General features: G+C 68.8%; 15 protein-coding genes. 5 read left to right on the top strand and 10 right to left on the bottom strand.

Features of this window, described 5'->3' with window-relative positions; genetic code table 11:
• Positions 1-36: 36 nt before the first annotated feature.
• Entirely contained in the window at positions 37-882 is an 846-nt protein-coding gene (locus ACIQD6_RS27715) for a spermidine synthase (RefSeq protein WP_401887271.1), read from the top strand.
• On the opposite strand, the gene ACIQD6_RS27710 is transcribed toward ACIQD6_RS27715, so the two are convergent.
• Together ACIQD6_RS27710 and ACIQD6_RS27705 are read right to left on the bottom strand one after the other, a co-directional pair.
• Complete coding sequence (locus tag ACIQD6_RS27710) at positions 844-2,196, bottom strand: MFS transporter (RefSeq protein WP_401887268.1); 1,353 nt, start codon at positions 2,194-2,196, stop codon at positions 844-846. The two genes, ACIQD6_RS27715 and ACIQD6_RS27710, sit on opposite strands and share 39 nt — an antisense overlap.
• Before the next feature lie 132 nt (positions 2,197-2,328).
• Positions 2,329-3,393, bottom strand: a complete 1,065-nt coding sequence (locus ACIQD6_RS27705) for a hypothetical protein (protein WP_401887265.1) — start codon at positions 3,391-3,393, stop codon at positions 2,329-2,331.
• 109 nt (positions 3,394-3,502) lie between these two features.
• Here ACIQD6_RS27705 and ACIQD6_RS27700 point away from each other — a divergent pair, with 109 nt between their 5' ends.
• The 3 genes from ACIQD6_RS27700 (at position 3,503) to ACIQD6_RS27690 (ending at position 6,175) form a co-directional block, all read left to right on the top strand.
• Positions 3,503-3,940 carry a DUF4442 domain-containing protein gene (locus ACIQD6_RS27700; RefSeq protein ID WP_401887520.1) on the top strand — a complete coding sequence of 146 codons (438 nt, stop codon included), beginning with the start codon at positions 3,503-3,505 and terminating at the stop codon, positions 3,938-3,940.
• A 157-nt stretch (positions 3,941-4,097) separates the two neighbouring features.
• Entirely contained in the window at positions 4,098-4,754 is a 657-nt protein-coding gene (locus ACIQD6_RS27695; protein WP_401887263.1) for a DedA family protein, read from the top strand.
• Between the two features lie 194 nt (positions 4,755-4,948).
• On the top strand, positions 4,949-6,175 hold the full coding sequence (locus ACIQD6_RS27690; RefSeq protein WP_401887261.1) for a cytochrome P450: 1,227 nt from the start codon (positions 4,949-4,951) through the stop codon (positions 6,173-6,175).
• Between the two features lie 153 nt (positions 6,176-6,328).
• Here the strand turns inward: ACIQD6_RS27690 and ACIQD6_RS27685 are convergent, their stop codons facing one another.
• The 5 genes from ACIQD6_RS27685 to ACIQD6_RS27665 all read right to left on the bottom strand — a co-directional run bounded on the left by ACIQD6_RS27685 (position 6,329) and on the right by ACIQD6_RS27665 (position 10,861).
• The gene (locus ACIQD6_RS27685) at positions 6,329-7,606 is read right to left on the bottom strand and encodes a cytochrome P450 (RefSeq protein WP_401887259.1); all 1,278 of its coding nucleotides are present in this window, start codon (positions 7,604-7,606) and stop codon (positions 6,329-6,331) included.
• Positions 7,603-8,217, bottom strand: a complete 615-nt coding sequence (locus ACIQD6_RS27680; RefSeq protein ID WP_401887256.1) for a GTP-binding protein — start codon at positions 8,215-8,217, stop codon at positions 7,603-7,605. Before ACIQD6_RS27680 ends, ACIQD6_RS27685 begins: the two co-directional genes overlap by 4 nt.
• Complete coding sequence (locus tag ACIQD6_RS27675) at positions 8,198-8,554, bottom strand: DUF742 domain-containing protein (protein ID WP_401887253.1); 357 nt, start codon at positions 8,552-8,554, stop codon at positions 8,198-8,200. Before ACIQD6_RS27675 ends, ACIQD6_RS27680 begins: the two co-directional genes overlap by 20 nt.
• On the bottom strand, positions 8,551-8,970 hold the full coding sequence (locus tag ACIQD6_RS27670) for a roadblock/LC7 domain-containing protein (protein WP_401887250.1): 420 nt from the start codon (positions 8,968-8,970) through the stop codon (positions 8,551-8,553). The genes ACIQD6_RS27675 and ACIQD6_RS27670 overlap by 4 nt, the downstream gene beginning before the upstream one ends.
• 118 nt (positions 8,971-9,088) lie before the next feature.
• A complete protein-coding gene (locus tag ACIQD6_RS27665; protein WP_401887247.1) occupies positions 9,089-10,861 on the bottom strand; it encodes an ATP-binding protein in 1,773 nt (590 codons plus the stop codon).
• 651 nt (positions 10,862-11,512) lie between these two features.
• Between ACIQD6_RS27665 and ACIQD6_RS27660 the strand changes: the two genes are divergently transcribed.
• Positions 11,513-12,091, top strand: coding sequence for a helix-turn-helix domain-containing protein (locus ACIQD6_RS27660; RefSeq protein ID WP_401887244.1), 579 nt, complete (start codon positions 11,513-11,515; stop codon positions 12,089-12,091).
• A gap of 3 nt (positions 12,092-12,094) precedes the next feature.
• On the opposite strand, the gene ACIQD6_RS27655 is transcribed toward ACIQD6_RS27660, so the two are convergent.
• The 3 genes from ACIQD6_RS27655 to ACIQD6_RS27645 all read right to left on the bottom strand — a co-directional run bounded on the left by ACIQD6_RS27655 (position 12,095) and on the right by ACIQD6_RS27645 (position 15,434).
• Positions 12,095-13,009, bottom strand: a complete 915-nt coding sequence (locus ACIQD6_RS27655; protein WP_401887241.1) for a carbohydrate ABC transporter permease — start codon at positions 13,007-13,009, stop codon at positions 12,095-12,097.
• Positions 13,006-14,007 (bottom strand): carbohydrate ABC transporter permease, encoded by a 1,002-nt coding sequence (locus ACIQD6_RS27650; protein WP_401887238.1) that lies wholly within the window; start codon positions 14,005-14,007, stop codon positions 13,006-13,008. Before ACIQD6_RS27650 ends, ACIQD6_RS27655 begins: the two co-directional genes overlap by 4 nt.
• An 83-nt stretch (positions 14,008-14,090) precedes the next feature.
• Positions 14,091-15,434 carry an ABC transporter substrate-binding protein gene (locus tag ACIQD6_RS27645; protein WP_401887235.1) on the bottom strand — a complete coding sequence of 448 codons (1,344 nt, stop codon included), beginning with the start codon at positions 15,432-15,434 and terminating at the stop codon, positions 14,091-14,093.
• Positions 15,435-15,706 lie beyond the last annotated feature (272 nt).

Raw genomic sequence — 15,706 nt, 5'->3', positions numbered from 1 at the left:
ACCTTCCCCCGTCCGTGCGGGGCGCACAATGGGACGGTGAACGAACCGATCCCCGTCCTGCGTGCCGTGGACCGCGGCACCGCCAAACTGCTGCCCGACGTGGACCGGGAGCGGGCCTGGCTGCTGACGGTCGACGGCGCTCCCCAGTCGTATGTCGACCTGGACGAGCCGACCCATCTGGAGTTCGAGTACGTACGGCGGCTCGCCCACGTCGTGGACTGCGCGGCGCAGGAGGGGGAGCCGCTGACCGTGCTCCATCTCGGCGGCGGGGCGTTCACCCTGCCCCGCTATGTGGCCGCGACCAGGCCCGGCTCGGCGCAGCAGGTGGTGGAGGCCGACGCGGGACTGCTGGCGCTGGTCGCCGAGTGGCTGCCGATACCGGACGGCAGCGGGATCGCCGTGCACGGCGCGGACGCCCGCCGCAGGCTCGAACAGACACCGGACCGCTCGGTGGATGTGCTGATCGCCGATGTCTTCGGCGGCTCCCGGATCCCGGCCCACATCACCTCCGTCGAGTACGCGCGCGAGGCCGCGCGGGTGCTGCGGACCGGCGGGGTCTACGCCGCCAATCTCGCCGACGGGGCGCCCTTCGACTTCCTCCGCTCCCAACTGGCCACCTTCGCGGCCGTCTTCGAGGAGCTGGCGCTGATCGCCGAGCCGTCCGTCCTGCGCGGCCGGCGTTTCGGCAACGCCGTCCTGGTCGCCTCGCACACCGAGATCGACACGGTGGCCCTGGCCCGCCGTACCGCTTCGGACGCCTTTCCCGCCCGCGTCGAACACGGCCGCGTGCTGCGCCGGTTCACCGGGGGCGCGGTCCCGGTACGGGACAGCGGCGCGGTGCCGTCACCCCGCCCGCCCGACGGCGCCTTCAGCATCGGCTGACGGAGCGGGAGACGTGGGGAAGTCGGGGAAGGCGGGGGAGGCGGGAGAGTCCGCGGGGCCCGCCGCGATCTTCTCCGTGTCCGTACGGCGGGTCAGCCGCCGTACGTCCGGGACGGCCAGCACCGCCGCCGTCAGCAGCACGATCAGCGCCGCGCAGCCCCACAGCGCGGGCGTACGTCCGAAGGCGCTCTCCACCGGCCCCGCGAGGGCCGTGGCCAGCGGAATCATCCCGATCGAGCCGAACATGTCGTACGAGGAGACCCGAGAGAGTTTCTCCTCCGGGATCTCCTGATGCAGCGCCGTCATCCACGAGACGCCGAACACCTCGACCGACAGGCCCGACACGAACATCAGCACCACCAGGCCCGCGATCGGCAGAGGCACCGCGAGTCCGGCCGCCGGGAGGGCGTACGGGAAGACGCAGAGTGTGCCCACGAGCAGCAGCCGGCGCGGCTTCCAGCGCACCATCAGCACGGCGCCGCCCACGGTTCCGGCGCCGAAGGCGGCGAGCGCCAGGCCCCAGGGGCCCGCCCCGCCGAGTTCGTCCCGGGCCACCAGCGGCCCGTACACCGCCTCGGCCGCCACGAAGACCGCGTTGACCACCGCGAACTGTACGACGATGGTCCAGAGCCAGGGCCGCCCGACGAACTCCCGCCAGCCGTCGCGCAGATCGGAGATCATGCCGCCGCCGGGTTCGCGCGGCGGAATATGGCTGACGTCGAGGAAGGCGCGCAGCGCTCCGGCCACCAGGAACGCGGCGGAGTCGACGGCCAGGACCCAGCCGGGGCCGATCACCGCGATGAGCGCGCCGCCCAGGGCCGCGCCGCCGATTCCCGCGCCGTGCATCGCCATCCGGTAGAGGGCGAAGGCACGGCCTGCCTGTTCGTCGGTGACGCTGGACATCAGCATGCCCTCGGAGGCAGGGCTGAAGAAGGCGTGCCCGGTACCGCCCAGAGCGGCCAGCGCCATCATCTGCCACAGCAGGGGGTCGCCGGTGAGGACGAGGGCGGCGAAGGCGGCCTGGGACACGCAGTTGAGGGCGTTGGCGGCGACCATCACCCGGTGCCGGGGGAGCCGGTCGGCGAGCGCGCCGCCGACGAGCAGGAACAGGACGAGCGGAATCGTACGGGCCGCCGCCACCAGCCCCACATCGCCGGCGCCGCCACCGGACTCCAGAACCGCGAACGCCGAGGCGATCAGCGCACCCTGGCTGCCCAGATTGGTGGCGATCGCCGCGGCGGTCAGCAGTGTGTAGTTGCGGCCGGCCCAGGCGGGGCGGCGGGTGCGGCGTTCGGCGTCGGCGGGTGAGGTCACCCGGGGACTATCGCGGCCCCGCGCCCGGTTGCCAACCGGTTTTCCCGACCGCCGCGCACGAGCCGGTCGCATGAGGTGGACGCGTCAGAAGCACAAGAGGTCAGTAGGACGAGCGGTCGGAAGGACGAGACGTCAGGACGCCTTCGCCAGCCGGACCGTGCTCATGATCTTCTTGATCGTCTCGTCCGGGAGTTCGTCCGGCACACCCTTGTTGGTGTACAGCACCCACGTCGCGTAGTCGCCCTTCGCGTTGGTGAAGGTGAAGGCGATCGACTTGCCGTCGGTGTCGCACTTGTCCGTCTTGGCCACACCCGTGGCCGTGGCCGTCGCGAAGTGACCCTTGAGCCCGGACTTCGTCGTGTACGCCTCGGACTTGCTGATCTTCACCTTGCCCTTGGCGGCGACCTCCGGAGTCTCCTCCTGGTCGTACGCCGCCCAGACCCAGGTCCCCGCCTCGCTCCGCGCCGCCGACTCCGTGCTCTTGGCGCCCTCGCCGCCCTTGGTGCCGGTGCCGGCGAGGCTGCTGTCCTCCATCTTGCCGTCCTTGTTGGTGTCCTGGGAGCACCACTTGGACTTGTAGAAGGCGGGCGCGGAGAAGGTGATGACGGGCGAGCCGTCGCCCTTCTGCTCGTCCTCGAACCCGGAGTGGACGCCGGCCCCTGAGACCTCCCAGTCCGCGGGAACGTCGAACTGCGTCCCGTGCTTCGGGTTGGTCACGACCTTCCAGCCCGCGATCAGCGGCTTGGCCACGGACGAGCCGTCCCGGGGATTGTCCACGGGCGCGGACGAGGTGGGCTCCTTGGGCGCTGAGGGCTTGGCGGCACCGTCCGCCTTGTCGCTCTTGCCGCTCTCGTCGTCCTTGTTCATCACGAAGAACGCGGTGCCCGCGGCCGCGATGACGACGACCGCGGCGGCGACGACCGCGACGACCGTCGTCTTCTTCTTGCCCGGTGCGGGACCGGGCGGGCCGGGCGGGCCCGGTACCGCGTACTGCGGTGTGGTCGGCTGCTGGTACGGGTTGGGCTGCTGCCCGGTCTGCCCCTGCTGGTAGCCCGGCTGCTGCTGATACCCGGGCTGCTGCTGGTAGCCGGGCTGCTGGTACGGATTCGGCTGCTGGTACCCCGGCTGCTGGTACGGATTCGGATTCTGGTCCTGCGGGTTTTGCTCGCCCCCGGGCGGCTGCTGTCCTGGCCACATGGCCAGTAACGATAGAGGGGGCGCCCCGGCGCTGCTACGGCCGCCCTGTCAGGGGATGGTGAAACTCCCCTACTCGCGGGTAACATCGGCTCTCATGAGCCCTGAACAGATGTCCGTCGGCGAGACCCTCGCCGCCACCGTCCCGATGGCCCGCACCCTCGGGCTGGAGTTCCTGGAGACCACCGCCGAACGTGCTGTTGTCCGGCTGCCCGATCAGCCCGACTACCACAACCACGTCGGCGGACCGCACGCCGGAGCGATGTTCACGCTCGCCGAGTCCGCCAGCGGCGCGATCGTGCTCGCCGCCTTCGGTGACCAGCTCCAGCGCGCCGTTCCGCTCGCCGTCAAGGCGGAGATCGGCTACCGGAAGCTCGCCATGGGAGTGGTCACGGCCACCGCGACGCTGGGCCGTCCGGTGGCGGACGTCGTCGCGGAACTGGACGCCGGGGCCCGCCCCGAATTCCCCGTGGCCATCGCCCTCACCCGCGATGACGGAGCGGTCACCGGCGAGATGACGGTCGTCTGGACGCTGCGCCCGCATTCCTGACCGTACCCACCCACCAGGTAGGCTTCCCGCGCACCCGCCTCGTCGGCGGGTGCGCGGTAAGCGGCCCGGGGTGACCGGCCGGCAAGTGACCGGTGAGCGACGGTCAAGGGACAGCGGGTCAGGGACAGCGGCTCGGGGATTTCGGGAGGAACCGGCGTTGCACGTCCAGGAGTGGCTGGAGACCGTCCCCGCAGTGAGCATCTATCTCCTGGTGGGGGTGGTCATCGGGCTCGAAAGCCTCGGTATCCCGCTGCCGGGCGAGATCGTCCTCGTCAGCTCGGCGCTGCTCGCCTCCCAGCACGGCGACATCAACGTCTACATCCTGGCCGCCTGCGCCACGGCCGGCGCGATCATCGGGGACTCGATCGGCTACGCCATCGGCCGCAAGGGCGGCAGGCCGCTGCTCGCCCGGCTCGACGCGAAATTCCCCAAGCACTTCGGCGAGGCCCAGATCGCCATGGCGGAGCGGTCGTTCGAGAAGTGGGGCATGTGGGCGGTCTTCTTCGGCCGTTTCGTCGCCCTGCTGCGTATCTTCGCCGGGCCGCTCGCGGGCGTACTGCACATGCCGTACTGGAAGTTCCTGACCGCCAACGTACTGGGCGGAATCGTCTGGGCGGGCGGTACGACCGCCGTCATCTACTCGGTGGGTGTGGTCGCCGAGGCCTGGCTCAAGCGCTTCTCCTGGCTGGGCCTCGTGGTCGCCGTGCTGATCGGGCTGACCTCCATGCTCGTCCTGAAGAACCGCGCGAAGAAGGCCGCCGCGAAGGCCGAGCCGACGCCGGGCGAGCCCGACGCCGTACCCGCCGCCGACTGACGACTGACTGATGGGCCGACTGACTGATTGGTCGGCCGACAGGCCGGCCGCGCGCGTACAGGCACCGTGAGCGACCGTCTTTATCGCATCGGTAGCAGGTAGCCGCACGCTTGGCCTGTTTTTGGCGCTGGATGATCAATAGCCTTAGGGGCCTTGCCCGTTATGGACCGGGCCGTACCGACCGAGGGAGCCCTATGGCCACCGCACAGCAGGTCCCCGACATCCTGTCGCCCGAATTCGCCGCGAACCCCTACGCGGCCTATCGCGCGATGCGGGAGAGCGCACCGCTCATCTGGCACGAGGCCACCCGGAGCTACATCATCTCCCGGTACGACGACGTCGAACGCGCCTTCAAGGACAAGGAGTCGGTGTTCACCACCGACAACTACGACTGGCAGATCGAGCCGGTGCACGGCAAGACGATCCTCCAGCTCAGTGGGCGTGAGCACGCCGTGCGCCGGGCGCTGGTCGCTCCGGCCTTCCGGGGGAGCGATCTCAGGGACAAGTTCCTGCCCGTTGTCGACCGCAACTCCCGAGAGCTGATCGACTCGTTCCGGCACACCGGATCCGCCGACCTCGTACGGGACTACGCCACTCGTTTTCCGGTCAATGTCATCGCCGACATGCTGGGCCTCGACAAGGCCGACCACGACCGTTTCCACGGCTGGTACACCACGGTCATCGCCTTCCTGGGCAATCTGTCCGGCGATGCCGAGGTGGCGGCGGCCGGTGAGCGGACGCGCGTCGAGTTCGCCGAGTACATGCTGCCGATCATCCGGGACCGGCGGGACAACCTGGGGGACGACCTGCTCTCGACGCTCTGCGCGGCCGAGGTGGACGGCGTACGGATGAGTGACGAGGACATCAAGGCGTTCTGCAGCCTGCTGCTCGCCGCCGGCGGCGAGACCACCGACAAGGCGATCGCCAGCATCTTCGCGAACCTGCTGCAACACCCCGAACAGCTGGCGGCCGTACGGGAGGACCGTACTCTGATCGACCGGGCCTTCGCGGAGACCCTGCGGTTCACCCCGCCGGTACAGATGATCATGCGGCAGACCGCGCGGGACGTCGAGGTCAGCGGTGGGACCATACCGAGCGGTGCCACGGTCACCTGCCTGATCGGCTCCGCCAACCGCGACGGCTCCCGGTACCAGGAGCCGGACCGCTTCAATATCTTCCGCGACGATCTGACCACCACGACCGCCTTCTCCGCCGCCGCCGACCATCTGGCCTTCGCGCTCGGACGGCACTTCTGCGTGGGGGCCCTGCTGGCCAAGGCGGAGGTCGAGACCGGTGTCGGCCAACTGCTCGACGCGATGCCCGACCTGCGGCTGGCCGAGGGCTTCGACCCGGTCGAGCAGGGGGTGTTCACCCGGGGACCGCAGTCCCTGCCGGTGGAGTTCACACCCGTTCCGTCGTGACGGCATCCGCCGGGCCCGGTACGCTCCCGGGCCCGGCGGCCGGCCTTGCGGGAAGGCCTGATCCCGGATCCCCGAAGACCGGATCCCGGAACCCCGGATCCTCGAACCTCCGATGTCCCGATCCCCGATCCCCTGGTCCGGCAGGGGCGTTCGCTACTGCACCGTCGGCGTGAACTGCACCGGCAGCGCGGTCAGTCCCCGCATCCAGATCGAGGGCCGCCAGGTCAGTTCGTCCGGCTCCACCGCCAGCACCACGTCCGGCAGCCGCTCCAGCAGGGTCTCGATCGCGGTCCGGGCGATGACGTCGGCCAGCAGCGGACCCGGATAGAGGCAGCGGTGCTCACCGTTGCTGAACGACAGATGCGCGGAGTTCTCCGCCCCCACATGCCCCTCGGGCCAGATCTGCGGATCCGTGTTCGCCGCGGCGAACCCCAGCACCAGGCAGTCGCCCGCCTTGATGTGCCGGCCGCCGAGCTGCGTGTCCCGCGCCGCCCACCGGCCGACGAAGTTCTGCGTCGGGGTGTCCAGCCACAGCACCTCGTTCAGCGCCTGGCCGACGCTCAGCCGTCCGCCGGACACGTTCAGCGCGAACCGGTCGTCGGTCAGCAGCAGACGCAGGGTGTTGCAGATCCAGTTGGCCGTCGGCTGCTGCGCGGCGGCGATGACGGTGATCAGGTCCTGTACGACCTCCTCGTCCGTCAGCGCGGCCGGATGCGCCAGCATCCTGGACGTGACATCCGGACCGGGGCTGTTCCGCTTGTCCTTCACCAGCCGCTCGATGCGCTCCTGCACCCGCAGATACGCGGCGACCGGATCGTCACCGTCGGCGGCGTCCAGCGAGATCTTCAGGTCCCGTACGAGATCGTCGGTGTCCACGCTGTCGGCGGGCATACCGCAGAGCCGGACCACGGCACGCATCGGCAGCGCGTGCGCGTACGTGGCCATCAGCTCGGCCTGCCCGCTGCCGGCGAACACGTCGATGAGACCCTCGGCGATCTCCTTGCACATATGCGCGAGTTCGAACTGGTCGACGGCCTCCAGTGCCTCGGCGATCACACCGGCCCGCCGCTGGTGCTCCGCGCCCTCGGTGAACAGCAGCGACGGCTGGTAGCCGACGAACGGCATCAGCGGCCAGTCCGCCGGAATGTTCGGCCACTGGTTCCAGCGCCGCGAGTCACGGGCGAACAGCTCGTCGTGGCTGGTGACGTAGGAGACTTCCGCGTAACCGAGCACCAGCCAGGCGGGAATGTCCCCGTCGAGGAGAATCGGGGCGATCGCGCCGTGCTCCCTGCGCAGCGAGCGGTACAGCTGGGAGGGGGTCTGCTGGTACTCCAGCCCGCTCAGCGGCACCGCGCCCGCGTGCGCGGGGCAGCCCGGGGGAGGGGCCTGACCGGGTACGGGTCCCGCGGCGTCGGTGGTGGGGTCGGTCACGGTGTCATCTCCCGGGCCATGGCCAGTTCGTAGAGGTGGTCCACGAGGGTGATCAGGACGTTCTTGCCGGACGAACGCACCCGCGCGTCACAGTCGATCAGCGGAATGTGATCCGGCAGCGAGAGCGCCTGGCGGATCTCCGTCAGCGAGAACGCCGAGACGTCGTCGTCGAACCGGTTGACCGCGACCACGAACGGGGTCTGATGGTGTTCCAACCGGTCGATGGCGTACCAGGATTCGCTCATCCGGCGGGTGTCGACCAGGACGACCGCGCCGAGCGTGCCCGAGAACAGCCGGTCCCACAGGAACCAGAACCGCTCCTGCCCGGGTGCCCCGAACAGATAGAGCACCATGCGTTGGTTGAGGCTGATCCGGCCGAAGTCGAAGGCCACGGTCGTGGTGGTCTTGGTGGTCAGCCCGGCCGTCTCGTCGACCCCGATTCCGGCCTGCGTCATGACCTCTTCGGTGTTGAGCGGACGGATCTCGCTCACCGACCGGACGAGCGTGGTCTTGCCGACGCCGAATCCGCCCACGACGACGATCTTCAGTCCGGTCTCGGCCGCGTCTGCCAACGGCGTACGGACCGGCAGTTCAGAGGTTGCGGAGCCCATGGAGCACCTCCTGCAAGAGGGCGGATTCGGGAAGGTCGGCGGAACGTGCCATACGGGGATGCCTGGCGGTGATCCGGCCCGTCGCGAGGAGGTCACCGAGGAGGATCCGTACCACCATCACCGGCAGTCTCAGCTCTGCGGAGAGCTCGACGACCGCGGTGGGATGGCGGCACAGTTCGAGGATCCGGGCATGCTCGGACTGCATCCCCGGGGTCGGCTCGCACTCGCTGACTATCAGGGTGACCAGGTCGAACGTGGTGTCATCGACCCGGCTGCGGCCACCTGTCACGGTGTACAGCCGGTCGGGATCCCCCATGTCGACGGGCCGGCGGATCATGACGGTGAACTCTTCCCGGCCGAGTCGCGTGGCTCGGCCCGCAGATGCTCACCGATCTGCTCGACCAGCTCGGACATCTGATGGCCCACCACACCGGGGTCGGCGCCGTCCTCGGCCACCACCGCCAGATGCGCGCCGTTCCCGGCTTCCACGATGAACAGCAGCCCCCCGTGGAATTCGGTCATCGAGTGCCGGACACCGCCGCTGCCGTTGCCGAACTCCACCGAGGCGCCCTGGGCGAGCGCCTGGATGCCCGAGCAGATGGCGGACAGCTGGTCGGCCTGGTCGAGCGTGAGATGGCGGCTCCAGCAGAGCTTCAGCCCGTCGCGGGAGAGCACCAGGGCGTGCCGGGTTCCTGGAGTGCGTTCCAACAGGCTCTCGAGGAGCCAGGTCACGCTGTTGTCAGTGGTCTGCATGGTGTGCGTGGGGCGGGATGTACCTGAGAATCCAGTCACCGGCCCGTGCCTCCGATCTCGCGTTCTGGGTGGGGATGGGCGCCGAGACCCCGGGCGCCGTACGGGGAGAGCGCAGTCCCTACTCGGCCGGAGTCCCGGAAGGGCCGTTGGGCGAACGGCGCGAGCGGTGGAAGGCACCGAACTGGGAGCCCGCGTCGCGGGGCGGCTTCGGGCTGTCGGTCTCCGCCTCCGGCTGGGGCCGGCCGCGGTCGGCCGCGGCCATGGTGCGGCCGGGCGGGCGCACCGGCAGCCCGTTGGGCGTCGCCAGCTGGGGACCGGCCGCCGGGGCGGACCGGGCGGGCGGGGGCGGCGAAGCGGCCGTACCCGACGAGAGGGGCGGGTCGTACGAGACAGGCAGGTCGTACGAGACGGGTGGCTCGTGCGAGACGGGTGGGGCGGGAGGGGCTGCCGGGGTCTCCGGGGCCGGGGCGACCGGCGGCGTGGCGGGCGCGGGCACGGTCGTCTCCGGCGCCGGGCGCCGCAGGAAGTGCTCGGGAGCAGCACCGCGCTGCTGGGCGAGGAGCTGCGGCGGGAACAGCACCACCACTCCCGTACCGCCCCGGGAGGACGGCCGGTAGTTGACGCTGATGTGGTACTTGGCGGCCAGCCGGCCCACCACGGCCAGGCCGAGCCGGGTGCCCTGGAGCTTCGCGAGGTCGGTGACCCGCCCGGACACGGACTCCTCCGCCCGCCGCATCGCCGCGGCGGCCATCTTCAGACCGCTGTCCTCGATGGTCACCACGATGCCGGCGGTGCGCTCCTCGACGTAGACATGGACCTCGTCGATCGGCGGGGAGAAGTTCGCCGCGTTGTCCATCAGTTCGGCGAGGAGATGCATCACCGGCTCGGCGGCGAACCCGGCGATCGCGGCATGGCTGGAGCAGTGCAGCCGGACCCGCTGGTAGGCGGCGATACGGCCCACCGCGCCGCGCAGGATGCTCTCCATGCCGATCGGCTTGTTCCAGGCGCGGCTCGCGCGGCCGCCCATCAGCAGGGCCAACCGGTCGGTGAGCAGCCCGAGTTGCGAGGTGTTGTGATCGAGCTTGAGGAGATCCCCGAAGACCTCTTCGCCGTGCCGGTCCTGCATCTCCCGCAGATCGGCCAGCATGCTCACGGCCTTCGCCTGCACCCGGCTCAGCGCCTTGGCGCTGGCCGCCTGCGCGGCGGCACCGCGCCGCTCGCTGAGGGCGAAGTCCCTGACCACCGCGTCGACCAGGATCCGCAGCCGCGGGTCCGAGGGTGCCTCGATGCCGCCGAGCACCGTGTCGGCGGAGCCGCCGGAGCGCAGCCCGCCGATCGCGGCGGGCAGCGTCTTCGTGATCAGCAGGTCCAGATCGTCGGCGGCCTGGGCCAGCCGGCGCACGGCGGTCTCGCTGTCGGCCGTCGCGCGGGCCGCCCGCTGCTCGGAGCCCGCGAGCTCCGAGGTGAACATCTCCAGGACGCGGCGCACCTGCGGATCGGACGGCGGAGGTGTGGCCGCGAGTGTCTCGTCGGCGCCCGCTCCGTCACGTACCCGCTTGACCACCGCGGGCAGGGTGACATTCAGCAGATGCGCGGACTCCGCGCCGGTCTGGGCCAGTTGGGTCCGCGCCGACCTGGCGTCGTTGTCCGCCGCGAGCGTGGCACGCCGGCCGCGTCGCAGCAGCAGGGCGGCGGTGACGACGGCGACCGTCACACAGAGCCAGGAGACCGCGACCGTGATGGCGACCCAGGTACGGGCCGGTTCGGGGGCGGCCACGGCCACCGCGCCTCCGGCCGCTCCGGCTACCACCACCAGGATCAGGGGTACGGCCGTGGACCGAGACCGTGAGGTGCGTATCCGGTGCGGATTGGGGGCGACAGGCACTGACATTCCGCGGTCCCTCGGTACTTGAGTGCGGGGGGAAACATACCGGCCGACCTGCGCGGTTCGGCCGCACGGGCGGGATCGGACACCGATGGGGACGGCGATCTTCCGCACCGCATGTGGCGCTCATGCTAACCACGTGAGGCCGTACGCGATGACACGGATCCGTCAGAGCCCACGGAACGGAGGAGTTCGTCCCGAAGTCACCCCCGAGTCAAGGGGGTGTGATAGTTGGGAAGCGCCGCAATTCGCTCTGTCATATGCGTACACCATGTCTGTTCAGCGACTTTGCTTGTCCGATGGTCGTCCAACCGTCTTCCGACGCAGCGTCAATGCTGTGGTGGTCGGTGCGTTTCAGCCAAGTGAGTGACATGGTGGGTGACATGTGGGGCGGAGACCCATGGGGCGAATGTCACAGCACACTCCCAGGTCCCCGCGCAGGGCACGGTCTTCGGCGCGGCCTGGATCGAACTCGGTGACCACTGCGTCATCGGGGAACAGGTCACGTTCACCGCAGCGATGTTGCCCGGCCTCGACCCCGGGTCCGACGAACGGTGCTGCCAGGGGAAGGCCTCGCAGTACAGTGCGACGAATGATCGGCGCGCTGCGCCTCAGTGCAGTCGGTCGAACTCTTTCGTTGAACATATTGGATGGAATGTGTCGGACCTCGACCAGCTCACCCAGTCGCTCGCCCGCAACCTCAAGCGCTGGCGCGGTGAGCGGGGCTTCACGCTCGACGCCCTGGCCGCCCGGTCGGGGGTCAGCCGCGGAATGATCATCCAGATCGAGCAGGCCCGTACGAACCCGAGCGTCGGCACCACGGTCAAGCTCGCCGACGCGCTCGGCGTGAGCATCACCACGCTCCTCGACTACGAGCGCGGCCCCCAGGTCCGGATCGTGCCCGAGGACCAGGCCGTACGGATGTGGTCCACCGAGGCGGGCAGCCGGGCCGCACTGCTGGTCGGCACCGAGGCCCGCGGCCCGCTCGAACTCTGGTCCTGGACGCTGATGCCGGGCGACTCCATGTCCTCCGACCCGCATCCGGCGGGCGCCACCGAGCTGCTCCACGTCACCGCAGGTGAGCTGAGCCTCGTCGTCGACGGCGAACCGCACGCCGTACCGGCGGGCGCGTCGGCGACCTTCGAGGCGGGTGTCCCGCACAGCTACCGCAACGACGGTGCCGATCAGGTCGAGATGATCATGTCCGTCTCCATCCCGCCGGTGCGGTCGAGCTGACCGTCACTTCGTGGCGCCCCGGGCGAAACCGTTGTAGATGAACCGCTGGAGGAAGAGGAACACCACCAGCGTCGGGACGATGACCAGGATCGCTCCCGCCGAGATGTTCTCCCAGTGCGCGCCGAACGGGCCCTTGAAGCGGAAGAGCGCCGTCGAAATGACGCCGAGATCCTCGGACGGCATATAGAGGAACGGAATGTAGAAGTCGTTGTAGACCGTGATGCCCTTGATGATGACCACGGTCGCGACCGCCGGCTTGAGCAGCGGAAAGATGATCTTCCGGTAGATGGTGAACGCGTTCGCCCCGTCCAGCCGGGCCGCCTCGTCCAGGGAGTTCGGGATCGACCGGATGAACTGCAGGAAGATGTACACGGAGACGATGTCCGTGCCCATGTAGAGCAGGATCGGGGCCCACCGGGTGTCGAACAGGTTGAAGCTGTTGACCACTTGGAAGGTCGCCACCTGGGTGGTCACGCCCGGCACCAGCGTCGCGATCAGGAACAGCGCGACCACCAGTTTCTTCAGCCGGAAGTCGAACCGGTCGATCGCGTACGCCGTCATCGAACCGATCACCACCGTGCCCGAGATCGAGAAGAGCAGGATGAAGGCCGTGTTGCCGAAGGCGGTGAGCATCCGGCCGTCGTTGAAGGCCGTGACGTAGTTGGCGAAGTTCAGCCAGTCGTGCGGCAGGGAGAGCGCGCCGCCGTCGGAGAGTTCCCGGGACGTCTTGAGGGACGTGAGGAGGACGACGACGAGCGGGACGAGCACCACCGACGAGGCGATGACCAGCGACGCGTAGGTGAGGGTGGCGCCGAGGAGCCGGGGCCTCCGCACGGCCGGGGCAGTGGCCGGGACAGTGGCAGTGGCAGGGACAGTCGCAGTGGCTGGGGCAGAGTCAGGGCCGGGGGGCCTGGTCATACGAGATCCACCCTCTCGTCGGGCACCAGTCGCCGCTGGATCCAGGTGACCAGCAGGATGATCAGGAGCAGTACGACGGCAGCGGCCGACGCCAGCCCGGTCTTGTTGAACTGGAAGGCGAGCTTGACCGTCTGGATGACAAAGGTCGAGGTGCCCGTGGCGCCGCCGGTCATGATGTACGGGATCTCGAAGACGGACAGCGAACCGGAGATCGCCAGGATCACGCTCAGGCTGAGGACGGGCTTGATGCCCGGCGCGATGATGTGCCGGAACTGGTGCCACCGGCCCGCGCCGTCGAGTTGCGCCGCCTCGTACAGCTCACCGGGAATCGACTGGATCGCGCCGAGGAAGAGCACGAAGTTGAGTCCGGTGAAGCGCCAGACCGACACCCCCGCGAGGGAGGTGTTCGCCGACTCGGGGGTCCCGAGCCAGGCGCGGTCCGTATCCGCGCCGAACCAGGACAGTACGGAGTCCAGCGTCCCGCCGTCCTGGAAGAAGTAGAGGAAGACGAAGCCGATGGCGACTCCGTTGATCAGATAGGGAAAGAACAGGATCCCCTTGAAGAGGTTCCTGAAGCGGAGGTTGAAGCTCAGGACGGTCGCGAAGTACAGGGCCGCGACGATCTGTACGAATGACGCCGCCACGTAGTAGAAGCTCACGAAGAACACCCGGAACAGTTCGGGCCGGGTGAACAGTTCGAGGTAGTTGTCGATGCCGGTGAACCGCCGGTCCGGGCTCACTCCGTCCCAGTCCGTGAAGCTGTAGAAGATCATGTTCGCGACCGGGACATAGGTGAACGTGATCAGCAGCACCAGGGGGACCGCGAGGAAGAGCCAGGGTGTGATGCGGCGCAGGGAGCGGATTTTCCAGGACTTCCAGGGCTTCCAGGACTGCGCCGTCTTTGCTGTCGTCGCTGTGTTTGCTGTCTTCGCGACAGCCGAACGCTCTGCGCCTGTGCCCTTGATTGTGCTTGTGCCGGTGCCCGTTCTCTCGGTCATGTCGGCCCTTTCGTCGTCCGAAGAGGCGGGCGGGCCTACAAGGCTCGGGCTCCACGGCCCGGTGCCCCGTCGGCCGTGATCCGTCAGGAACCGGCGGTCCTCGCCGCCTCGTGCCACCGCTCGGCCAGGTCCGAGAAGTAGTCGTCCAGGCTGCCCCGCTCGACGCCACGGGCGAGATCGACCAGCTTCTGCCGGTAGTCCGGCTTGTTGAGGCCGATCTCCGCGGCGTTGTCGATGGTGTTCACCTGTGCGGACTTCGCCTGGGACAGTTCGACGAGCTTGACGCCCGCGTCGCCGTAGGGCTTGAGCGTCGAGGGGAGCGCACCCCCCTTGAGCGTCGGGATCGAGCCTTCCTTCTGTGTGAAGCCCGAGGCGTCGGTGAACCAGTCGATCCAGGCGCGCGCCGCCTGCTTGTGCGAGGAGTGGACGGACACGGCCTGGAGGTAGTCGGGGTTGAGCATGGAGCAGAACACGCCGTCGCTCTGAACGGGGTAGGGCATGTAGCCGATGTCGTCCGGGTTCCTGCCCGCCTTCCGTGCCGCGTCCCGCATCTGGGTGATCGCCCAGGAGCCGAGCTGCATGGTGGCGATCTCGCCCTTCGCGATCAGCCCTTTGGAGTTCTCCCAGTTGGTGGTCGTCGGGTCCTTCTCCGCGAGCTTGTCGTGGACGATGTCGTAGAGGAGGGTGTCCGCCGTGTTCAGATCGCCGCCCTTGGCCCAGGGGTCGGACGAGTCGACCAGCTTGTCGTTCGCCTTCGCGTCGCAGCCGACGGAGCCGAGGACGCTGGTCCACTGCGTCAGCGGCCAGGCGTCCTTGAAGTTGGTGTAGAACGGGACGGCGTCGGTCCGCGACTTGATCTTCTTGAGGTCTTCGATGAACTGCCCGGGAGTGGTGGGCCAGTCGGTGACGCCGGCCCGTTTCCAGACCGCCTTGTTGTAGATGAATCCGTTCGCGTTGCCGACGGAGGCGGTGCCGTACACCTTCCCGCCGACAGTCGACTTGTCGGTGAAGCGGTACTTCTTGCTCAGCTCCGACGTGCTGCCCAAGGGGGCGAAGAAGGAGGGGTAGTCGTTCTGGGCGACGGCGTTCGGGATCATCAGCACATCGCCGTAATCATCCGTGTTCATACGGATCTTGACCTCACCCTCGTAGTCGGTGATGGCCTCGAACGTGACCTTCACCTTGGGGTGGGTCTTGTTGAATTCGGCGGCGTAGGCCTTCATCGTGCCGTTCTGCACGAGGTCGGTCCGGTGTGTGAGGACCTTGATCTCACCCGAGGCGTCTCCCGGACGAGCGGGAGCGGTCGCGGCCTCGTCCGACGGGGTGCCTCCGCCACCGCACCCCGCGACGGTCAGCATCGCGGTGGCGAGTAATCCTCCGGCGAACGTCTTCCCATTCCCGTTCCTGTGCATGTGCTTCTTATGCATGTGCCCGGATCCCTTCAGAGGTCACTCGACGGCTCTCAGGTTCGGTGGGACCGTCGGCACTATGCCAGGCGGTGGTCAACCGGTAAAGGCACGAATTCGCCGACGATTTGCAGTCGTTGCTCGTTCTTCGGGAGTCATGCAGTCATCGCAGGTCAAGTCGGTACGAGCGGGAAAGAGTTAGGGCGGCCGGGCTACTGAAACGCTTTATGGACAGGGTGTCGGCGCGGGGCTAGGTTGAGGCTTCTTCGTTCCCCACCGGTGTGACCGCCCGA

The organism is Streptomyces sp. NPDC088400 (genome assembly GCF_044753355.1).
Lineage (GTDB): Bacteria > Actinomycetota > Actinomycetes > Streptomycetales > Streptomycetaceae > Streptomyces.
Note: the sequence above shows the minus strand (reverse complement) of the source record. Positions and strands in the feature narration are given on the sequence as shown.

Bases quoted from the DNA above. Each gene is read 5' to 3' on its own strand.
- ACIQD6_RS27705 (WP_401887265.1), bottom strand. From the start codon at position 3,393: ATGTGGCCAGGACAGCAGCCGCCCGGGGGCGAGCAAAACCCGCAGGAC.
- ACIQD6_RS27700 (WP_401887520.1), top strand. From the start codon at position 3,503: ATGTCCGTCGGCGAGACCCTCGCCGCCACCGTCCCGATGGCCCGCACC.
- ACIQD6_RS27690 (WP_401887261.1), top strand. From the start codon at position 4,949: ATGGCCACCGCACAGCAGGTCCCCGACATCCTGTCGCCCGAATTCGCC.
- ACIQD6_RS27680 (WP_401887256.1), bottom strand. From the start codon at position 8,217: ATGGGCTCCGCAACCTCTGAACTGCCGGTCCGTACGCCGTTGGCAGAC.
- ACIQD6_RS27675 (WP_401887253.1), bottom strand. From the start codon at position 8,554: ATGATCCGCCGGCCCGTCGACATGGGGGATCCCGACCGGCTGTACACC.
- ACIQD6_RS27670 (WP_401887250.1), bottom strand. From the start codon at position 8,970: ATGCAGACCACTGACAACAGCGTGACCTGGCTCCTCGAGAGCCTGTTG.
- ACIQD6_RS27665 (WP_401887247.1), bottom strand. From the start codon at position 10,861: ATGTCAGTGCCTGTCGCCCCCAATCCGCACCGGATACGCACCTCACGG.
- ACIQD6_RS27655 (WP_401887241.1), bottom strand. From the start codon at position 13,009: ATGACCAGGCCCCCCGGCCCTGACTCTGCCCCAGCCACTGCGACTGTC.
- ACIQD6_RS27650 (WP_401887238.1), bottom strand. From the start codon at position 14,007: ATGACCGAGAGAACGGGCACCGGCACAAGCACAATCAAGGGCACAGGC.
- ACIQD6_RS27645 (WP_401887235.1), bottom strand. From the start codon at position 15,434: ATGCATAAGAAGCACATGCACAGGAACGGGAATGGGAAGACGTTCGCC.